General features: G+C 56.5%; 13 protein-coding genes and 1 pseudogene. 10 read left to right on the forward strand and 4 right to left on the reverse strand.

From position 1 onward, the window contains the following. On the reverse strand, positions 1 to 3,651 hold a 3,651-nt coding region (locus ACGYLQ_RS19760; RefSeq protein WP_394444487.1), incomplete at its 3' end, for a tetratricopeptide repeat protein. A 100-nt stretch (positions 3,652 to 3,751) separates the two neighbouring features. On the opposite strand from ACGYLQ_RS19760, the pseudogene ACGYLQ_RS19765 reads away from it, so the two are divergent. Both ACGYLQ_RS19765 and ACGYLQ_RS19770 read left to right on the forward strand, forming a co-directional pair. Next, positions 3,752 to 4,804 (forward strand): annotated as a pseudogene (locus ACGYLQ_RS19765) (transposase); the annotation flags it as partial. A gap of 291 nt (positions 4,805 to 5,095) precedes the next feature. Then, the gene (locus ACGYLQ_RS19770) at positions 5,096 to 5,815 is read left to right on the forward strand and encodes a hypothetical protein (protein ID WP_394439689.1); all 720 of its coding nucleotides are present in this window, start codon (positions 5,096 to 5,098) and stop codon (positions 5,813 to 5,815) included. Positions 5,816 to 6,025: 210 nt separating this feature from the next. Here the strand turns inward: ACGYLQ_RS19770 and ACGYLQ_RS19775 are convergent, their stop codons facing one another. Beyond that, positions 6,026 to 7,717 (reverse strand): RNA-directed DNA polymerase, encoded by a 1,692-nt coding sequence (locus tag ACGYLQ_RS19775; RefSeq protein ID WP_394444489.1) that lies wholly within the window; start codon positions 7,715 to 7,717, stop codon positions 6,026 to 6,028. Between the two features lie 475 nt (positions 7,718 to 8,192). After that, positions 8,193 to 9,101 (reverse strand): LysR substrate-binding domain-containing protein, encoded by a 909-nt coding sequence (locus tag ACGYLQ_RS19780; protein ID WP_394439683.1) that lies wholly within the window; start codon positions 9,099 to 9,101, stop codon positions 8,193 to 8,195. A 90-nt stretch (positions 9,102 to 9,191) separates the two neighbouring features. On the opposite strand from ACGYLQ_RS19780, the gene ACGYLQ_RS19785 reads away from it, so the two are divergent. The 8 genes from ACGYLQ_RS19785 to ACGYLQ_RS19820 all read left to right on the forward strand — a co-directional run bounded on the left by ACGYLQ_RS19785 (position 9,192) and on the right by ACGYLQ_RS19820 (position 15,436). After that, complete coding sequence (locus ACGYLQ_RS19785) at positions 9,192 to 10,316, forward strand: NAD(P)/FAD-dependent oxidoreductase (RefSeq protein WP_394439680.1); 1,125 nt, start codon at positions 9,192 to 9,194, stop codon at positions 10,314 to 10,316. A gap of 13 nt (positions 10,317 to 10,329) precedes the next feature. Beyond that, on the forward strand, positions 10,330 to 10,590 hold the full coding sequence (locus ACGYLQ_RS19790) for a (2Fe-2S)-binding protein (RefSeq protein WP_394444492.1): 261 nt from the start codon (positions 10,330 to 10,332) through the stop codon (positions 10,588 to 10,590). A 1-nt stretch (position 10,591) separates the two neighbouring features. Then, positions 10,592 to 11,980: an FAD-dependent oxidoreductase gene (locus ACGYLQ_RS19795; protein ID WP_394439674.1), complete on the forward strand. Its 1,389-nt coding sequence runs from the start codon at positions 10,592 to 10,594 to the stop codon at positions 11,978 to 11,980. Next, positions 11,977 to 12,747 (forward strand): ABC transporter ATP-binding protein, encoded by a 771-nt coding sequence (locus ACGYLQ_RS19800; RefSeq protein ID WP_394439671.1) that lies wholly within the window; start codon positions 11,977 to 11,979, stop codon positions 12,745 to 12,747. The genes ACGYLQ_RS19795 and ACGYLQ_RS19800 overlap by 4 nt, the downstream gene beginning before the upstream one ends. Before the next feature lie 23 nt (positions 12,748 to 12,770). Continuing rightward, a complete protein-coding gene (locus ACGYLQ_RS19805; RefSeq protein WP_394439668.1) occupies positions 12,771 to 13,562 on the forward strand; it encodes an ABC transporter substrate-binding protein in 792 nt (263 codons plus the stop codon). Positions 13,563 to 13,629: 67 nt separating this feature from the next. Next, positions 13,630 to 14,319 carry an ABC transporter permease gene (locus tag ACGYLQ_RS19810; protein ID WP_091429043.1) on the forward strand — a complete coding sequence of 230 codons (690 nt, stop codon included), beginning with the start codon at positions 13,630 to 13,632 and terminating at the stop codon, positions 14,317 to 14,319. Further along, on the forward strand, positions 14,319 to 15,089 hold the full coding sequence (locus ACGYLQ_RS19815) for an ABC transporter permease (protein ID WP_394439664.1): 771 nt from the start codon (positions 14,319 to 14,321) through the stop codon (positions 15,087 to 15,089). Before ACGYLQ_RS19810 ends, ACGYLQ_RS19815 begins: the two co-directional genes overlap by 1 nt. A 2-nt stretch (positions 15,090 to 15,091) precedes the next feature. Further along, on the forward strand, positions 15,092 to 15,436 hold the full coding sequence (locus ACGYLQ_RS19820) for a RidA family protein (protein ID WP_394439661.1): 345 nt from the start codon (positions 15,092 to 15,094) through the stop codon (positions 15,434 to 15,436). 15 nt (positions 15,437 to 15,451) lie between these two features. Here the strand turns inward: ACGYLQ_RS19820 and ACGYLQ_RS19825 are convergent. Continuing rightward, positions 15,452 to 15,773, reverse strand: a 322-nt coding sequence (locus ACGYLQ_RS19825; protein ID WP_394444496.1) for a hypothetical protein, incomplete at its 5' end; no start/stop codon positions are given.

The raw sequence follows: 15,773 nt of genomic DNA on the forward strand, positions 1-15,773 counted from the left end.
CCCGGGAACGTCGCGCGCTGGACAAGCTCGATGAAACTCGCGGAAACAGGTAGGAAGTGTCAGACTCAGAGCACTAGCTTCTACTTGACGTTCAAATGCGTCTAAAAGGAAATGACCTTCGAGCCATTTACTGACGTAGTCCGTCACCTGCGGGTTCTCGATTATGTTAATGAGTTTGATCAAAATATAGGAAAACTCGACCGCCTCTAGCAGAAGAATTCGGCGAAGCACGATGCTCGCTGCGCGCTGCGCTTTTAACCCTCCGCGGTAGTATCGAAACGCACGGCCGATGAAGTCTGCTGCTGCCAAAATATGGGTTTCGATATCGGCGTTGGGTGTGCCCAAATACGCAGCGGCGTTCTTGAATCTTTCGAGAGTAGCTGTGTCATCAACCATCAGCATTCTCTGCATAATCTGTCCATTGAGCGACACATAGGAGTGCCCTTGGCTACAAAGTTTCAGGAGCGCATCTGCATAGCTTTCAATGCTTAACGCGCCTCCAATTGCCATGGCTCGCAACAAGGCGTCCAAGCCGAATGCCTGCTCGTTGCAGATTTCGGAAGCAATTTGTCGAAGCCGCAAATCGGCCGACACGAGGACACCATTTTCTCGTTGAATGACTGAGAGGCAATCAAACTGGCTGCCCAAAAAATCAGAATATCGTAGAAAGCTGGCGTCGGCATCTGCCGACACCTCAATGCCAACGACCCGACAGGTTCTGGAAATACGATTTCTAGTCTGTTCCAGTGAAGACACATGCTCCCCTACCTCTTCAGCCGTAGACTCGTGGATCACATATCCATCATCATGCGCCGTCATGGATTTCCGACCATCCGGATTGCGTCCTATTTCTTCAATCATTTCTCCGAATTCATCGAGTGCCGATGCCGGCAAAGTCAGGTTTGGGAAGGCATCCTTTACAGCCTCCAGAACGCCCAACCCATCCAGAAGCCAAGCCGTATACGCATCGAGCACGAGCACACGGTCAAAAGACTTTTGAGCGATCGCGAATTCCCGTTCCGTATCCGATGCATGTCCCGTTGCGCTGAAAACCTGTCGGCCACTTTGCGCGAGATGGACCGCAAAATCGATGGTAGAACCACCTCCCGCCTTGGCGACGGCTCCGAGGGGCATTGGGTGTTCGCGGTAATTCTCCTCCAGACGCTCGACTGACTTTCGCCGCGCCTGGACGCTTTCAAGGATCGGTGTCACGTCATCGTCGACAATGGTCATCGAGTAAAAGCTGCCGTTATCCGGAAACTGATCCTGCAGCGTCCGCGTGATCTCGTGAAAAAGATGCAGATACTTCGATTTGATCTCTCTGACGGTCCATGAGAAGCAATTTGGCCCCGTCGTTGTCTCGAACGTTTCTCCGGCCGACTTACCCAGCGCTTGCTGCACGATAGCATTGTTAACCTGAACGTGGTCAGGCAGATCGCTCTGGTTATTGTCGATCACGATCACCCAGTCATCCCGTGCCACCCGCCCCAAACGCACCATCGCATCAATAGACACCTCATCAATATCGGGGATCTGCGGCGCTTTCCCGTCGAAGGCATCAGCGAGAAGCAGACCGCTGTAACCCAGACAAACCTGAAAGTCGTTTCTGTTTCTGGCTGCCAGCTCGTAGGCGTATTCAAGTGCCACTTCTCGACCATTGCGCCAAAGAAGCTGCGCCATGGCCATACGGTCTTCTGCCGGCCCCTCGATCAGTAGCAGATCGATGCCTGCGAGAAAATCTTTGGCCCGTCTATGCGCCCCGTCACGATTCAGAGCCTGCCAATAGGCTAGCTGCGTGCGCACATTGTGTGGTTCGTGCTCAAGAGACCTCCGAAACCACGGGACCGCTTCTGCCGGCCTCCGCCGATTGAGGTGAAAATGACCCCCGGCGCGATTCAGCTCGGCATCAAGGTTCGGCACCGATCGAATTGCCGCAAAGAATGCGATACCTGCCTCATGCGGGACGGAGGTTCGGGCGTAGGCAATTGCCAGCCACCGTCTGAGCCTGTCATCGCGCGCGGGATCGACAAAATGGGCCAGCAGGTCGATGACCAACTCCGGCATATCTCTTTCCATTGCCTCGCCGGCAAGCGCACGTCGGAGCTCCGCGTCTGTTCCGACCTCCGCAGCCGTCGCGCGCGCAAAGGCGGCGTCCGCCACGTCCGGAAGCCCAGCTTTCGATGCGATCTGGCACAGAAAAAGTTCATTCACCGGGTCCGGCGGCAGTTCGCGCGTAAAAATCTCTTCGAAAGCAGCCGCTTGGTCTGGTTCCTCCGACAGGATTGCGCGCAGCGCATCAGCCGCAAAAGCGGGGTCAATTCGACCGGAAAGTTCTATTTCTTCTGGGTATTTTTCACAAAGTGCCAGCGCCTCCGCCCAGTCCGCACCCCGCAGCGCCTTCTCGAGCCGAATAATCCCGGACCCGGAAAAGTTATCCGATAGAACCCGATCCAGCAGAGCTTCATCACCGGTATCCAGTGCAAAGGCACCGAGAGCTTGCCTTGCCCGATCATCTGAGAGAAGCAGATCGACATGCGCCTGGACCAAAGCGGAGGCTGCCGCCCTTGTTCCGTTCACGCGATGAGCTACAAGTGCGTTTTGCAAGAGTGTTACGTCGGGAAAGGCTTTTGACGCCTCCGATGAAAGATGTTCGGCCCACTGCCTCTCCAGTTCCAAAGCAGCATCGCCGGCCTTTTGCAGTCTTCGTGTCTTTTCTGTCACCGATACATCGTCATTCACCATCGCCTGAACTGCCATATCAAGAGCGGCTTCGGCTCCGTGACGCCGCGCCCGCTCCGATTCTGGATGCAGATGCGCGACTTCCTGAGCTTGCTGGGCCCATGTCGGATCGCTGTTCTCACGTTTAGCATCGATCAATGCTATACAGACATCTTTGGATTGGCGAATGGCGACCGGGATAGACTTAAGATCCACCACCTCGCCCATCTTGCTCCGTGTGTAGATCAGGTTGGCCCAGTGCATCGGCATGTCTGGCTCATCTTTGATCAATCGATCCAAAAGTTCGACGGCAGCATCTGTATCTCCTTTTATGAGATACCCAACCACCGCATTAGCGCGCACTTTTGGGCTTTCAGGATCGGTAGCCAATGCGGCCAGAAAGTGCTGTGCGGCCGCGTCGAACTGCCCGAGGTATTTCAGACACATTCCTTGCAGGCCCTGAATCCTGGCCCTCAACTTCGGGGAGATTTGATTTGAACGCTTGGGATCATCAAAGCGCTCTTCCAGCAGGTCCAACGCTGTTTGATACTTCTCTGCAAGCACAAGTTCCCGGCAAATTTCAAGTTCGCCATCCAACGGGTCAGCTTCAACAATACCGGCCTCAAGTTTTCGAGCGAGTTCGTCGACATGCTCCCTGGTATCATCAACTCGGACGACCAGGTCCGCTTGCTCCAGCTTTAGGACATCTGTCTGCGCGGAGAGTCCCTCAATGTCTTCGCCTTGCTGGTTGGTTGCTTCGGTAATCCTGTCCAGCCATTCCGCTTTTTGCTTGTCCAGCTTGGATGGCAACAGCCAGCGCGCGAAGGATGTAAGAACTCCGCCTCCCGGTAAAAGAGATAGACCAGCTTCGGCGCTCTGCCGTGTCCCTTCGCGCACACCCGTGCCCTTGCCTGGTTTTTCAATCTTATTCATTGCGTTATTCAGGTTTCTGTTCGGTGATTCAGTATATTGTAGTTTATACCACAAGAAGAACACACGCGGAACGAAGGAGGTAGTTATTGCTGTATTTCTCGGTCGCTTCCGCGAAAGCGAACTTCTGCGACACCTGTTTGAGACAACCGTCGCGCGGTGCATCGCGGAAGGTCTTGTTAGTGGGCAGCGCATGGGGATGGATGCCAGCCTTATCGAGGCGGACGCCAACAAACAGAACTCGACGTCCAAAGAGGAATGGGACGCATCAACTATCGACCCGGCGGATGCACCCCGCGCGGTTCGGGAGTATCTCGACACGCTGGACGAGGCAGCATTCGGTGCGGCCAGCGAGGTGCAGCCAAAGTTCACCTCGCATTCGGACCCGGCCAGCCAGTGGACCGCAGCACGCAAGGGGCCGGCATTCTTCAGCTATTCCGACAATTACCTGATCGACACGGATCATCGGGTGATTGTCGATGTCGAAGCCACGCGATCCATTCGACAAGCCGAGGTCGGATCGACCAGGACCATGCTGAATAGGGTAAAAGCCAGGTCCGAGTCGCATCCCGAACGCCTGATCGCGGACACCGCCTACGGCACCGGACCCATGCTGGGCTGGCTGGTTGATCGCAAGATCGCGCCCCACATCCCTGTGTTCGACAAGTCCGGGCGCAGCGACGGCACCCGGACGCGGGCTAACTTCGAGTGGGACGCCGAGAACGACCAATACATCTGCCTTGAAGGTCACACCCTAAAGCAGTTCCGCCGCAACTGATCCGACCCGAACCGTGGGCCGAGCGGTAAAGGCACAGCCCAGTGCTGCGCCCTGAAAGAGGTCTGTCAGGCCTGTCCGTCCAAAGCCAGATGCTGCCCAAATGCGGACGCTCGCAAGATCACCCGCGTGGAGCACGAAGACGCCCGACAAGCTGCGCGCGACCTCGCCAAGATCAAACGATACGGCATCTCGATGAAGCTCCAAAAGAAGGTCGAGAGGCTCTTCGCGCACCTCAAACGTATTCTTGGCTTGGGGCAGCTTCGATTGCGTGGGCCATGCGGCGCAAATCACGAATTCCTGCTCGCCGCAACCGCCCAAAATCTCCAGAAATTGGCTAAGAACCTTCCTGCGCCGCAGCAAACGCGCAAAGCCTTATAGGAACTGCGCACGCGCCGGATTTGGAACAGCTATTTCTGCGTTTGCAAACGTTAATTTTTCCACAGAACCGGCGGAGAGCGGCCCTTCGCTGCGGGAGCAAAGGCGCCTTGGCCCCACCGGCGAAGCGGACATTCAGCCGACAGCCCGGGTAGCGGTCCAAACTTTGACACGAAGGGCGGTGCGCGATCATCCGCAGCGGTCTAATCGCAAAGCAGCTCTTTGTGCTTTGCAGACATTGGCTTTCTCACTAAGTTTCGACAAACTTCGGTTTTCGGGCGAAGGAATAAACCTATGATGAATGCGATTGAGAGCCTTGATCCAACCGTCCTCGTTGCACTCATTGGAGTTCTTTCGGTCATCCTGAGCGCTGGCATTGGCGCAATTGTCTCGCGCTGGCATACAGCATCGAAATTCAATGATGAGCTAAAGAAGCTTCGCCTTGAGAGGTTTAATGAGCAAAGAGATTTTTATCTGAAAAATGCGCGGGAACAGATCGGAACCGTCTACGTCCCCCTGAGTGCGGAACTCGCCGCTCTAAAGGGCGCGTTCCAAAACTATCTCTATCATGGGAAGGATGAAGAATGGCTCTCCGTTTTTGTATCCCACGTCGATCAGTTCGTAGTGGAATTGCAGGCCCTTGAGCTTCGAGGCGCAACCGCATTTGTTACAACCGACCTTGAAGATTTACTGATAAAATTTGTAGCCTTTCTTAGAGCATCAAAAAATTCCACTGAACCAGTTGTCGAGGTGACCTACAACTTTAGCTTGGGGTTTCTCGGCTTCATGACCCATAAGAACGGCGCTGTCAAATCACGCTCAGCAGGGGCAATCCGACCAGGTATTTCGGCCTCTATTTCTGCGGCCGGAATAGGCGCCGATGTTCGGGTCTCAGACATCATTCACGCCCCTATCAATTCCGAAGAGTTTCACGCACGTTTTGAACGAGATGGATATCAGTTAAGCCTCCTAATAAAGGAGGTGACTCTGGGTAGCGTTGCCCGAGCTCTTTAAGTGAGCTTTGCCGCTATGCAGCAACTTAAAGCTCCGACTGGACCTTCGCTGCGTCGGACAGAAGTGGCCGGGTCGAACCGTTGCCTGTCCTGGTCCCGAAAGCCAGGAAGCAGCCATGCGATGCAACATGCACTGACGTCGGTCATGCGTAATTCGGTGTCCGATCCGAAAAGGGACATCGCATATCAGTTCTCAATAAACTGCCTCAGATCAATACTCATCGAAGGCTTCTCCACGAATCTCCGCAAAAAACGCTCTCATTTCATGCGACTGCCGCTTCCTCAGCGTCGTCGCCTTCTTCAGGACACTGCGAGAGGTAGCGATGCTTCGCTTTGGGTCGTAAAAAACGATGTCTCTTTTATCCATGGCTGCAAAGAAGGGCTCTTTCAAAATCCCCTTGCTATCGTGCAGCCAGCCCTTCCTGAACCCTTCATATGCAAGAAGCCATGACCAATCTTGCAGAACGCTATGTGACGAGATCTGGCCCTCCCATTCTGCTTTAGGAAGCGTGCCAATGCCCATCCCCAATTGCTTCATGTCCAGCAAAATAAGGGCAATTGCACTTGAGGACGCATACTCGGAAAGACCACACAGCTTTTTCGCTTCGAATGGTCGTTTTAACCCTCGAAGGGTATAAAGAAGCCAGATGACTTCAAAATGATGCCCCTTTTCCAAGTTCCTTTCTGCCAAGAGTGAAAAACGCCGCCCAATTCTCTTTGCTGAAATCGCCCCAGTTGCGTGCTGAATGTTGAGAATAATTCGACAAACCTTGTCCATTGAGCCTGGTGCAATGACGGCTGCCTGCAAAAGAAAGCTCTCGACCTCACGGATATCTGGGTTCGTCATCCCCGCGCGTTCAATGACTGACAGAGCATAACTGACCACAGGTTCAGATTGATGTTCAGATTGCAGCCGCAAGCTCATGGTGATGAACTCGCGGAGCCTTGCCCCGTGCAAGGCTCCATTGTGATGAGATAGAAAAGAACCGATCTCAGACAGCCAAGTTTTTCGTTTGGATGCAATAATGTGTTCAATAGAAGTCTTGCTTCCGTTTATCTCAAGCCCATATGTCCTATAAATTGAACTGATGCATGTAATCACATCCTCAGCTTGCTCAAGGGTCTTCGTTCCGACATTCCAGTCATCCTGAAGGCGATCAACGCTATGCTCTGGAAGCTCAAGTTCGCGGGCTTGAAAGTCCATATCTATGCGTGACGAAATAACTTCAGCGATGATTCTGGAGGTTTCCGGCCCAATCGGGATGCCGATCGTTTGATTTCTGTTGCATGCGCGAACTAAGACATCGATACGGTCAGCAAAGGACCCTTTGTAATAGTCCATAGAGCTCTTGACACGCTCCTTTCCGTAGGCTGCCCATGGAATGGAGTGCGTATAGATTGAAGGGTAGAACCTCGTGATGTCTGTTTTCACCAGCCAATCTGATATTGCTTCAAGATAGAATGACTTTTCGCGGTGTGCTCGAAAATTGATGTCTTTGATCGCTCGATCATAGTCCTTCGAGATGTGTATCTCATCAATCGAAAATGCTTGCCTGGAAAGCCATTTCTGAATTGCCTTCCAATTTTTAGAAATTTCGCTGACCAGTAAAGCCTGTGGAATCGGGTGAGTAATGTGGAGGTTCCTGCGCTCATACCCTCGTTTAGGTTTCGAAAGAACCTCAGCCTCAGCGCTACTCAGTTTGTAAGTGTGAGCGTTGCGGCGCTTCTTTTTTTCAGGTGTCTTCCCGAGCGACTTCGAGTCGACCTTGAAAACCTCGTCTGCCTCCCAAGTTTCCAAGATATCAGCTGAATGTTCGCCAAAGTCTTCGGTTGTAAACACCGGTGGCAATTCTTTTGGGAAATAGCCTTTAGACAGCAATGCGCGACGTAAAGTATCACTCAACACTCATCTTTTCCTTGGTTATTCAGACCTAAGGTAATCGTAAAAGTCGAGACACTTCAATGCCATTTCAAGGAGCTGTTTCTCACAATTATGGTGGGAAGTTTGGCACGGTTGAGTTTGGCAAAAGGTGTGGCGAGCTGCGAGTAGCAGCTGGATGCGCAAGTCCAGCAGATCTGCTTAGAGATTCGGACCGGGCATGCGTCGCGGCTTGATCGAATGACCGCTCTGGGCCGATAGCGTTATCGTTCCCTGCTTGGTGGACCAGTCCTTCCGCCGCAACGCCGCATGGCCGCTTTAAGCCCTTAGTGACAGTGCCGGGTTTGAAGCTATTCGCAGTCGCAGCATCGCATTCTTTTCGGGGGGCGGCCCTACCCGGGCCTTGGTCTGACCTTTCGTTGCCGCACCATGGCTTTCCTAAAGCTGCCGTTCGATCCGCGCGTTCGTTAAGATAAAAAATTCGCCCGAGACACTATCCCTAAACACCAAGGAGCGCATCAAACCGCGCTTCAACTAATTTTAGAAACTGCTCCGCTATGCGCGACGGTTGGCGCGTGGCTGGTAGAAGCAGGTCATATCGAAAGGGCTGAACAGGCGACAAAGGGCGCACCAGAATCTTACCGAGATTGCCAAAATGCGTTGCTGTCACAGGCTCTACTATTGAAACTCCAGCCCCAGCGGCCACCAATTCACAGATCGACGCAGACAATTGCGCCTCGGCAACGATCCGAGGACGAGCACCGCCCGCGAGTAAAAATGCATCTGTTTCGGAGCGGGTTCCAATTTCTGCGCCGAGCGCGATGAATGGGCGCTGATCGAAATCTTCCGGCAAGAGCACTGTTTTCCGCCCAAGCTCGTGAGACAGGGGTAACACGGCCAACATTGGTCCCGTGAACAACTCGCGGCGCAAGACAGCGGGATGGTCGTTTTCCAAAGCAGCAAAGCCAAGATCGAATTGCTGCGAACTTAGATGACGTAGCACCGCCTGAGAGCTTCGGGTGCGCAAGGATACAGTGATTCCGGGTTGGCCTGCGATAAATTCAGCGATTACATCGGGCAGTAGTTTCAGAGCCAGTGCTGGCATCCCCGCAATCAGCAAGCTGCCAGTCCGAAAGTCTCGGATGTCTCGGATAACGCGGGAAATTTCCATCATTCCGACGAAAGCCCGCTCAACCTCTTCATAAAGCGCGCGCGCCTCAGAAGTGGGCACAACTTGCCTGCCTTGCCGCTCGAACATGTCGAAGCCAGCCGCGCGTTCTAAATCCGCAATTAGTTTGCTGACCGAGGGCTGCGTTGTTCCCAGGACGACAGCTGCGGAGGTAACCTTGCCGGTCTCCATCACAGCGCGGAAGGCTTCGATCTGACGGTGAGTGAGTCGAGAGAGCATGGCAATTCATAACCTCAGAGAATGATTTACGCAAATATTACGATTATTCTTATGAAGGCAATGCTGCGATCTAAACGATGGAGGAATCGCATGCATCAACGCACACCTGAAATAACCATCGTCGGTGGCGGCCTTGTCGGCCTTTCTGTAGCGCTCGGTCTGCTGATGGCTGGACAGCGTGTTCGGGTGTTGGACGGGGCGGATAACGATGCGCGAGCATCACAGGGGAACTTTGGTCTGATCTGGGGCCAAGGCAAAGGCTGGGATTTCGCCCCTTACGCCAATTGGACAATGGATGCGCTGGCCGCTTGGCCCGGCTTTGCGCAGCAGTTGAAGGAGCTATCGGGCATTGACGTGGCACTCGACCAATCCGGGGGCTACGAGTTCTTTACCGATCCGTCAGAGATGGACGCCTTCAAGGCCGAGTTGGACCAGCAAGCAGCGCATCTGGGCGGACGCGCCAGCTATGAAATGCTCTACGGGGATGACCTGCGCAGTCAGTTGGAAGGCATTGGACCCGATGTTGTCGGCGCGAGTTTCTCGCTCGGCGATGGCCATGTAAACCCGCTCCGCTTTCTTCGCGCCCTGCGGTGTTCGGTTCAGGCGATGGGCGGGCGTGTGACGCTGGGAGCCACCGTTGCCGCGATCAGGCCACAACTTAGGGGTGGCTTTGCGCTCGCGTTGGCAAATGGGGAAGTCGATTACACGGAGCAGGTCGTGCTCTGTGCCGGCCTGGGCGCTGCCACTCTGGCCCGCGATCTTGGGTTCATCACACAGGTCCGCCCGCAGCTTGGCGAGTTGCTGATCACCGAAAAGCTGGGCGACCGCCTGCCGTTCCTGTCCAGCACCATCCGGCAGGTCGACGAGGGCGGCGTGCAGATTGGCGGCACCAAGGCGAATGCAGGGCTTGATGATCGTGAGACTTTGCCCATCATGTCCAAACTCGCGCACCGTGCGGTCACGGTCTTCCCTGCGCTTGCCGATGTGCGGGTTGTCCGGGCGTGGGGTGCGCTGCGGGTCATGTCGCCCGACGGCTACCCGGTCTATGCCAAATCGGGCTCGAATCCCGGCGCCTTTCTGGTGACCTGCCACAGCGGTGTCACGCTTGCCCCACTACACGCCAGCGTGCTCGCTAAGTGGATCCTGAATACATCCGCCACCCCTGATCTGGAGGCTTTCGATGAATGTCGCTTCGCGCTTTCGCACGCTACCTGAGACCGGAGATCGTGTGCAGTTTACGCTGGATGGCGCGCTTGCCACTGCGCCCGCCGGGGTCACTGTCGCAGCGGCGTTGCTGGCCCATTCGGGCGCGTGGACGCGGCGGACTGCACAGGGCGCACCGCGCACGGCCTATTGCATGATGGGTGTGTGTTTTGACTGTCTGGTCGAGGTCGATGGCACGCCCAACACCCAAGCCTGCATGACCCTTCTGCGCGAGGGTATGTCCGTCCGACGCCAAACGGGCCTGCGTGATTTGAACGGAGGTTAAGGTGACTAAGGTAGATCTGATTATCATTGGTGCCGGGCCCGCAGGCATATCGGCCGCAGCCGTCGCGGCGCGGGGCGGTTTGCAGGTGTTGATGCTGGACGAACAGCCCCAGCCCGGCGGTCAGATTTACCGCAATGTGGCTCAGAACCGGCGCAAGCGCGGCTTTCTTGGCCAAGCCTATTCCGCCGGGGCGGATTTGGTCGATGCACTCGAGCATCCTGGCATCACTCTTCAATCTGGCGCAACGGTTTGGCGGCTCGACAAAGGGCCGCAGGTAACTTGGTCGCGCGGCGGCAAAAGTCAGACAACCTCGGCCGCCCATGTGCTGCTGGCAACCGGTGCGCAGGAACGCCCTGTGCCATTTCCCGGCTGGACGCTCCCCGGTGTAATGCCGGCAGGGGCCGCGCAGATTTTGATGAAGACAGCGGGGATGCTGCCCAACGATGCCGTGCTCGCAGGGTCTGGTCCGCTGCTCTATCTGATAGCGGCGCAGATGATTGACGCCGGAAGCCCCCCACAGGCGCTGGTCGAGACACAGACGTATCGGCAGATGCTGGGTGCATCACCTAATTTGCCCCGCGCCCTGTTTGGCTTGCCAACCTTGCTGAAAGGGCTGAGCCTGATCGCCAAGATCCGCGCGGCGGGTGTGCTGCGCTACACCGCCGCCTCGGACTTCCAAGCGAACGCTAAAACGAATGGCGACATCCACTTTTCCTTCCGGGCGAAAGGGCGCGATCGAAGCCTTACCTGTGGTCTGCTGCTGACCCATCAGGGTGTGATCCCCGGCACCCATATCACAAGGGCTGCGGGGATCTCGCATCACTGGAACGCCGCGCAGGCTGCCTTTCAGCCCAAACATGATATCTGGGGTGCGACCGACCAGCCGGGTCTGCATGTGGCCGGAGACAGTGCTGGGATTATCGGGGCGGAGGCGGCTGCGGCGGCTGGTGAATTAGCGGCGTTAGGTATCCTGTTCCAATCAGGCCGCCTGAGCAGCGACACCCGCAATCAGCGTGCCGCCCGCGCCCGCGCCGCGTTGTTCCGCGCCCGCGCCATTCGGCCCTTCCTTGATGCCGCATACCCACCGCCGACCGAGATACTTACCCCATCAGACAACACCATCGTCTGCCGCTGCGAAGAAGTCTCTGCCGGGGCCATCCGACAGGCCATACGCGAAGGCGCCCACGGCCACCGCCAGATCAAAACATCCCTGCGCTGTGGCATGGGCCCCTGTCAGGGCCGCATGTGCGACGCCACACTGCGCGGCCTGCTCAGCGCCGACGCCCCGCCCGACCATCCTATCGACCTGCCCCGCGCCCGCTCGCCGATCAAGCCGATTGCCTTGGGCGAGCTGGCCGCACTCTCACACCCTCAGGAGGAACCCGCATGAGCGCCCCCGCAGCCTTGAAAGTCAAAGATTTGCACAAGAGTTTCGGCTCGCATGACGTCATCAAAGGCGTGTCGCTTGAGGCGCAAAAAGGCGAGGTAATCGCCATTCTTGGAGCCTCCGGCTCTGGCAAGAGCACCTTTTTACGCTGCATCAACCTGCTGGAGACGCCGAATTCCGGCGAGGTCTGGCTGGCGGGCGAGCAAATGCGGATGACGCAGAACCGCCGCGGCGAGATCGTGCCGCAAGACCTGCGACAGGTCGAAGGGATGCGCGCCCGTCTGGCGATGGTATTTCAGGGGTTTAACCTCTGGTCACATATGACCGTGATGGAAAACGTCATGGAAGGCCCGCTCTACGTTCAGGGAACCCCCAAGGCGCAAGCCCGCGAAAAGGCCGAAGCACTGCTCGCGAAGGTCGGCTTGTCGGACCGGGCGGACTACTACCCCGCGCATCTGTCGGGCGGTCAGCAGCAGCGCGTGGCAATAGCCCGGGCGCTGGCGATGGACCCTGACGTGATGCTGTTTGACGAGCCAACGTCGGCGCTGGACCCTGAATTGGTGGGCGAAGTGTTGAGCGTTATGCGCGATCTGGCCGAAGAGGGCCGCACCATGCTCGTCGTGACACACGAGATGGGCTTTGCCCGCGATGTATCCACCCGAACCGTATTTCTGCACCAGGGCGAGGTCTGTGAAGAAGGCCCGCCCGCAGAGCTGTTTTCCAACCCGCAAACCCCAGAGTTCCAAGCGTTTCTATCGCGCATGAACTGACCAACCACAAAGAGGACCAACCTATGTTTCGTAAAACCATCCTAAGCAGCGTTGCTGCCATTGCGCTGAGCGCCGTCGCCCTGCCGCTGGCTGCCCAAGACACGCTGCGCATCGGCGTCGAAGGTGCCTATCCTCCGTTCTCCTCCAAGGAATCCGACGGCACGCTTGTCGGCTTTGACATCGACATTGCAAAGGCACTCTGCGTCGAGATGCAACGTGAATGCGAACTGGTCGAGCAAGAATGGGACGGCATGATCCCGGCGCTAAAAGCTCGCAAGTTCGATGCCATCGTGGCCTCCATGTCGATCACAGAAGAGCGCAAACGCCAGATTGATTTCTCTGACAAATACTACAAGACCCCGGCGCGTCTGGTGGCCTCCAAGGACGCCGACTTCGAAGGCACGCCCGAAGGTCTGGCCGGTAAGCGCATCGGTGTGCAGCGCGGCGCGACACATCAGTGCTATGCGGAAAAGTTGTTCCCCGATGCCGAGATCGTCCTCTATGGCTCGCAAGACGAAGTGTTCCGCGATCTGGCGCTTGGCCGCGTGGACGCGCAGCTTTCTGACAGCCTGATCGCACAGGAAAGCTTCCTGAGTGCAGAGGCAGGGACCGACTATGCCTTCCTCGGCGGCGATCATACAGACGTTGAATGCTACGGCGAAGGCGTGGGCGTCGCGGTGCGCAAGGGTGAGGACGAATTGCGCGAAGATTTGAGCAAAGCGATTGCCGCGATCCGCGAGAATGGCACCTATGCCGAGATCAACGACACATACTTCCCCTTCGACATCTACGGCGGCCGTCCCGAGGGCGAGTGAGTTTCCGCCTTACACCATTCATCAGGGCGGCCATGCGCTGCCCTGATGATCCTTTGAGGAACACGCGATGAACCTGCTTTTGGAATACCAATCCCAATTGATCGACGGCACGATCATGACGATCAAACTGGCGCTCACATCGCTGGTCATCGCTTTGATCTTTGGCCTGCTCGGTGCTTGGGCGAAACTTTCCGCCAACCGTCTGGCCCAGCGACTGGCTGGAGCCTACACCACCATCGTGCGCGGGGTGCCGGACCTGGTGCTGATCCTGCTGGTGTTCTTTGGCGGTCAGGTGACGCTTAATAATATCGGCGCTATTACGGGCCTCTGGGGCTATGTCGAGGTCAGCCAGTTCGCCGCAGGTGCAGGCACGATCGGTGTAATCTTTGGTGCCTATTTCACCGAAACATTTCGCGGTGCGATCATGGCCATCCCGCGCGGGCAAATCGAGGCTGGCATCAGCTGTGGAATGCGCAAATCGCTGATCTTTCGTCATATCATCTGGCCGCAGATGGTCCGCTTTGCCTTGCCGGGCTTTACAAACAACTGGCTGGTGCAACTCAAGACCACGGCGCTGGTCTCGGTCATCGGGCTTCAAGACTTGGTCTATAACGCTTTCACCGCCGGTCGTTCGACGGGACAGCTCTTTACCTTCATGGCGGCAGCATTTGTCATCTACCTGCTGCTGACTGGCGTGTCCGACCTGCTGTTGCGCGCGGTGGAGCGTCATTACAACCGTGGCGTAGTGAGGGCGTGATGATGGAAAACCTGCTGACCTATATCCCGCTCGACATCGCCCTGATCGCTGAGAATTTTGACCGTTTCCTCTATGGCGTCTGGGTGACGCTTAACCTGACCTTCCTGTCGCTGCTGTTGGGCGGCTTGCTGTCGATCCCCATGGCCATTGCCCGCGCGTCGAAACACCGGGTCTTTAACCCCTTGGTGCAGGGCTACACCTATGTCTTTCGCGGCACGCCGCTTTTGGTGCAAACCTATCTGATCTATTACGGTGTCGGCCAGTTTGAGGTGATCCGCGAAAGCTTCCTGTGGGACCCCATCCTGTCCTCGGCTTGGTGGTGCGCGCTCATTGCCTTCACGCTCAACACTGCCGCCTATACGACCGAACTGCTGCGGGGTGCCATTGCGGATACGCCAACCGGCGAGGTCGAGGCGGCCATCGCCACCGGCCATTCCTACCGCAGCCGCCTGCGCCGGATCATTTTGCCCTCGGCCTTCCGCCGCGCGATCCCGGCCTATTCCAACGAAGTCATCTTCATGCTGCACGGCTCGGTCATTGCCAGCACGATCACCTTACAAGACATCCTCGGCGTTGGGCGCTGGCTGAACGGGCGCTATTACCTCGCTTATGAAGGGTTCATCACCGCAGCCCTGCTCTATTTCCTAATTGTCCTGTGCATCACATGGGCCTTCCGGGGGTTTGAGCGCCGCTACCTGCGCCATCTCACCCGCCGCGACACCGCTGCCCAGCCCGCGACTTCTCCCCTTCCGACCCCTGAAAGAGTATGATCATGATCGAACGCATCCACACCAATCAACGTATGAGCAAAATCGTCAAACACGGGGGCATTGTCTACCTCTGTGGGCAAGTCGGCAGCGGAACCACAGTGGTCGAACAGACCGAGGACTGCCTTGGTCGCGTCGACAGATTGTTGCACGAAGCGGGTTCTTCGCGCGAGCATATGTTGCAGGCGACGATTTGGCTCGCAGATATGGCGAATTTCGATGCGATGAATGAGGTCTGGGACGCATGGGTTCCCCCAGGCGCAGCCCCAGCACGCGCCTGCGGAGAAGCCAAACTGGCGGATGCCGACCTGCGTGTAGAAATTATCGTGACCGCCGCCGTAGCTGGTTGACGACTGGTTAAGAGCTCACTCTTTCGTCGATGATTTCCTTATAATCAACTCATGCTGAATGGCTGCTTTATCCCCGACAACAAGGCCAAATCGCCACAGCAGCGAACGTCCTCTCTCCGTTCTTCCTCCAAGAGGTATTCCCAACTGCAATAGAAACCGTGCGTCGGCAGCGAACGGCAGCAAAGTCCCGCAGAGGCGACCTTGACCTGCAAACCTTAGTGCCGTTTGGCTGGGCGATCGCAGCGAATGGCAGGAATGAACCCAAAGTTCCGGACTCGCTGCGCAGTGGCGAATGTCGGTTTCCGGTTCGCACGTCAGCTTTTCCGCCAGATCACTC

Origin of the sequence: Sulfitobacter sp. 1A12779, assembly GCF_043557315.1 — a bacterium.
Classification (GTDB): Bacteria; Pseudomonadota; Alphaproteobacteria; order Rhodobacterales; family Rhodobacteraceae; genus Sulfitobacter; species Sulfitobacter faviae.

What these genes read in the sequence shown, in the direction of transcription:
- ACGYLQ_RS19770 (WP_394439689.1), top strand. Translation starts at nt 5,096, where the DNA reads ATGATGAATGCGATTGAGAGCCTTGATCCAACCGTCCTCGTTGCACTC.
- ACGYLQ_RS19780 (WP_394439683.1), bottom strand. Translation starts at nt 9,101, where the DNA reads ATGCTCTCTCGACTCACTCACCGTCAGATCGAAGCCTTCCGCGCTGTG.
- ACGYLQ_RS19785 (WP_394439680.1), top strand. Translation starts at nt 9,192, where the DNA reads ATGCATCAACGCACACCTGAAATAACCATCGTCGGTGGCGGCCTTGTC.
- ACGYLQ_RS19800 (WP_394439671.1), top strand. Translation starts at nt 11,977, where the DNA reads ATGAGCGCCCCCGCAGCCTTGAAAGTCAAAGATTTGCACAAGAGTTTC.
- ACGYLQ_RS19805 (WP_394439668.1), top strand. Translation starts at nt 12,771, where the DNA reads ATGTTTCGTAAAACCATCCTAAGCAGCGTTGCTGCCATTGCGCTGAGC.
- ACGYLQ_RS19810 (WP_091429043.1), top strand. Translation starts at nt 13,630, where the DNA reads ATGAACCTGCTTTTGGAATACCAATCCCAATTGATCGACGGCACGATC.
- ACGYLQ_RS19815 (WP_394439664.1), top strand. Translation starts at nt 14,319, where the DNA reads ATGATGGAAAACCTGCTGACCTATATCCCGCTCGACATCGCCCTGATC.
- ACGYLQ_RS19820 (WP_394439661.1), top strand. Translation starts at nt 15,092, where the DNA reads ATGATCGAACGCATCCACACCAATCAACGTATGAGCAAAATCGTCAAA.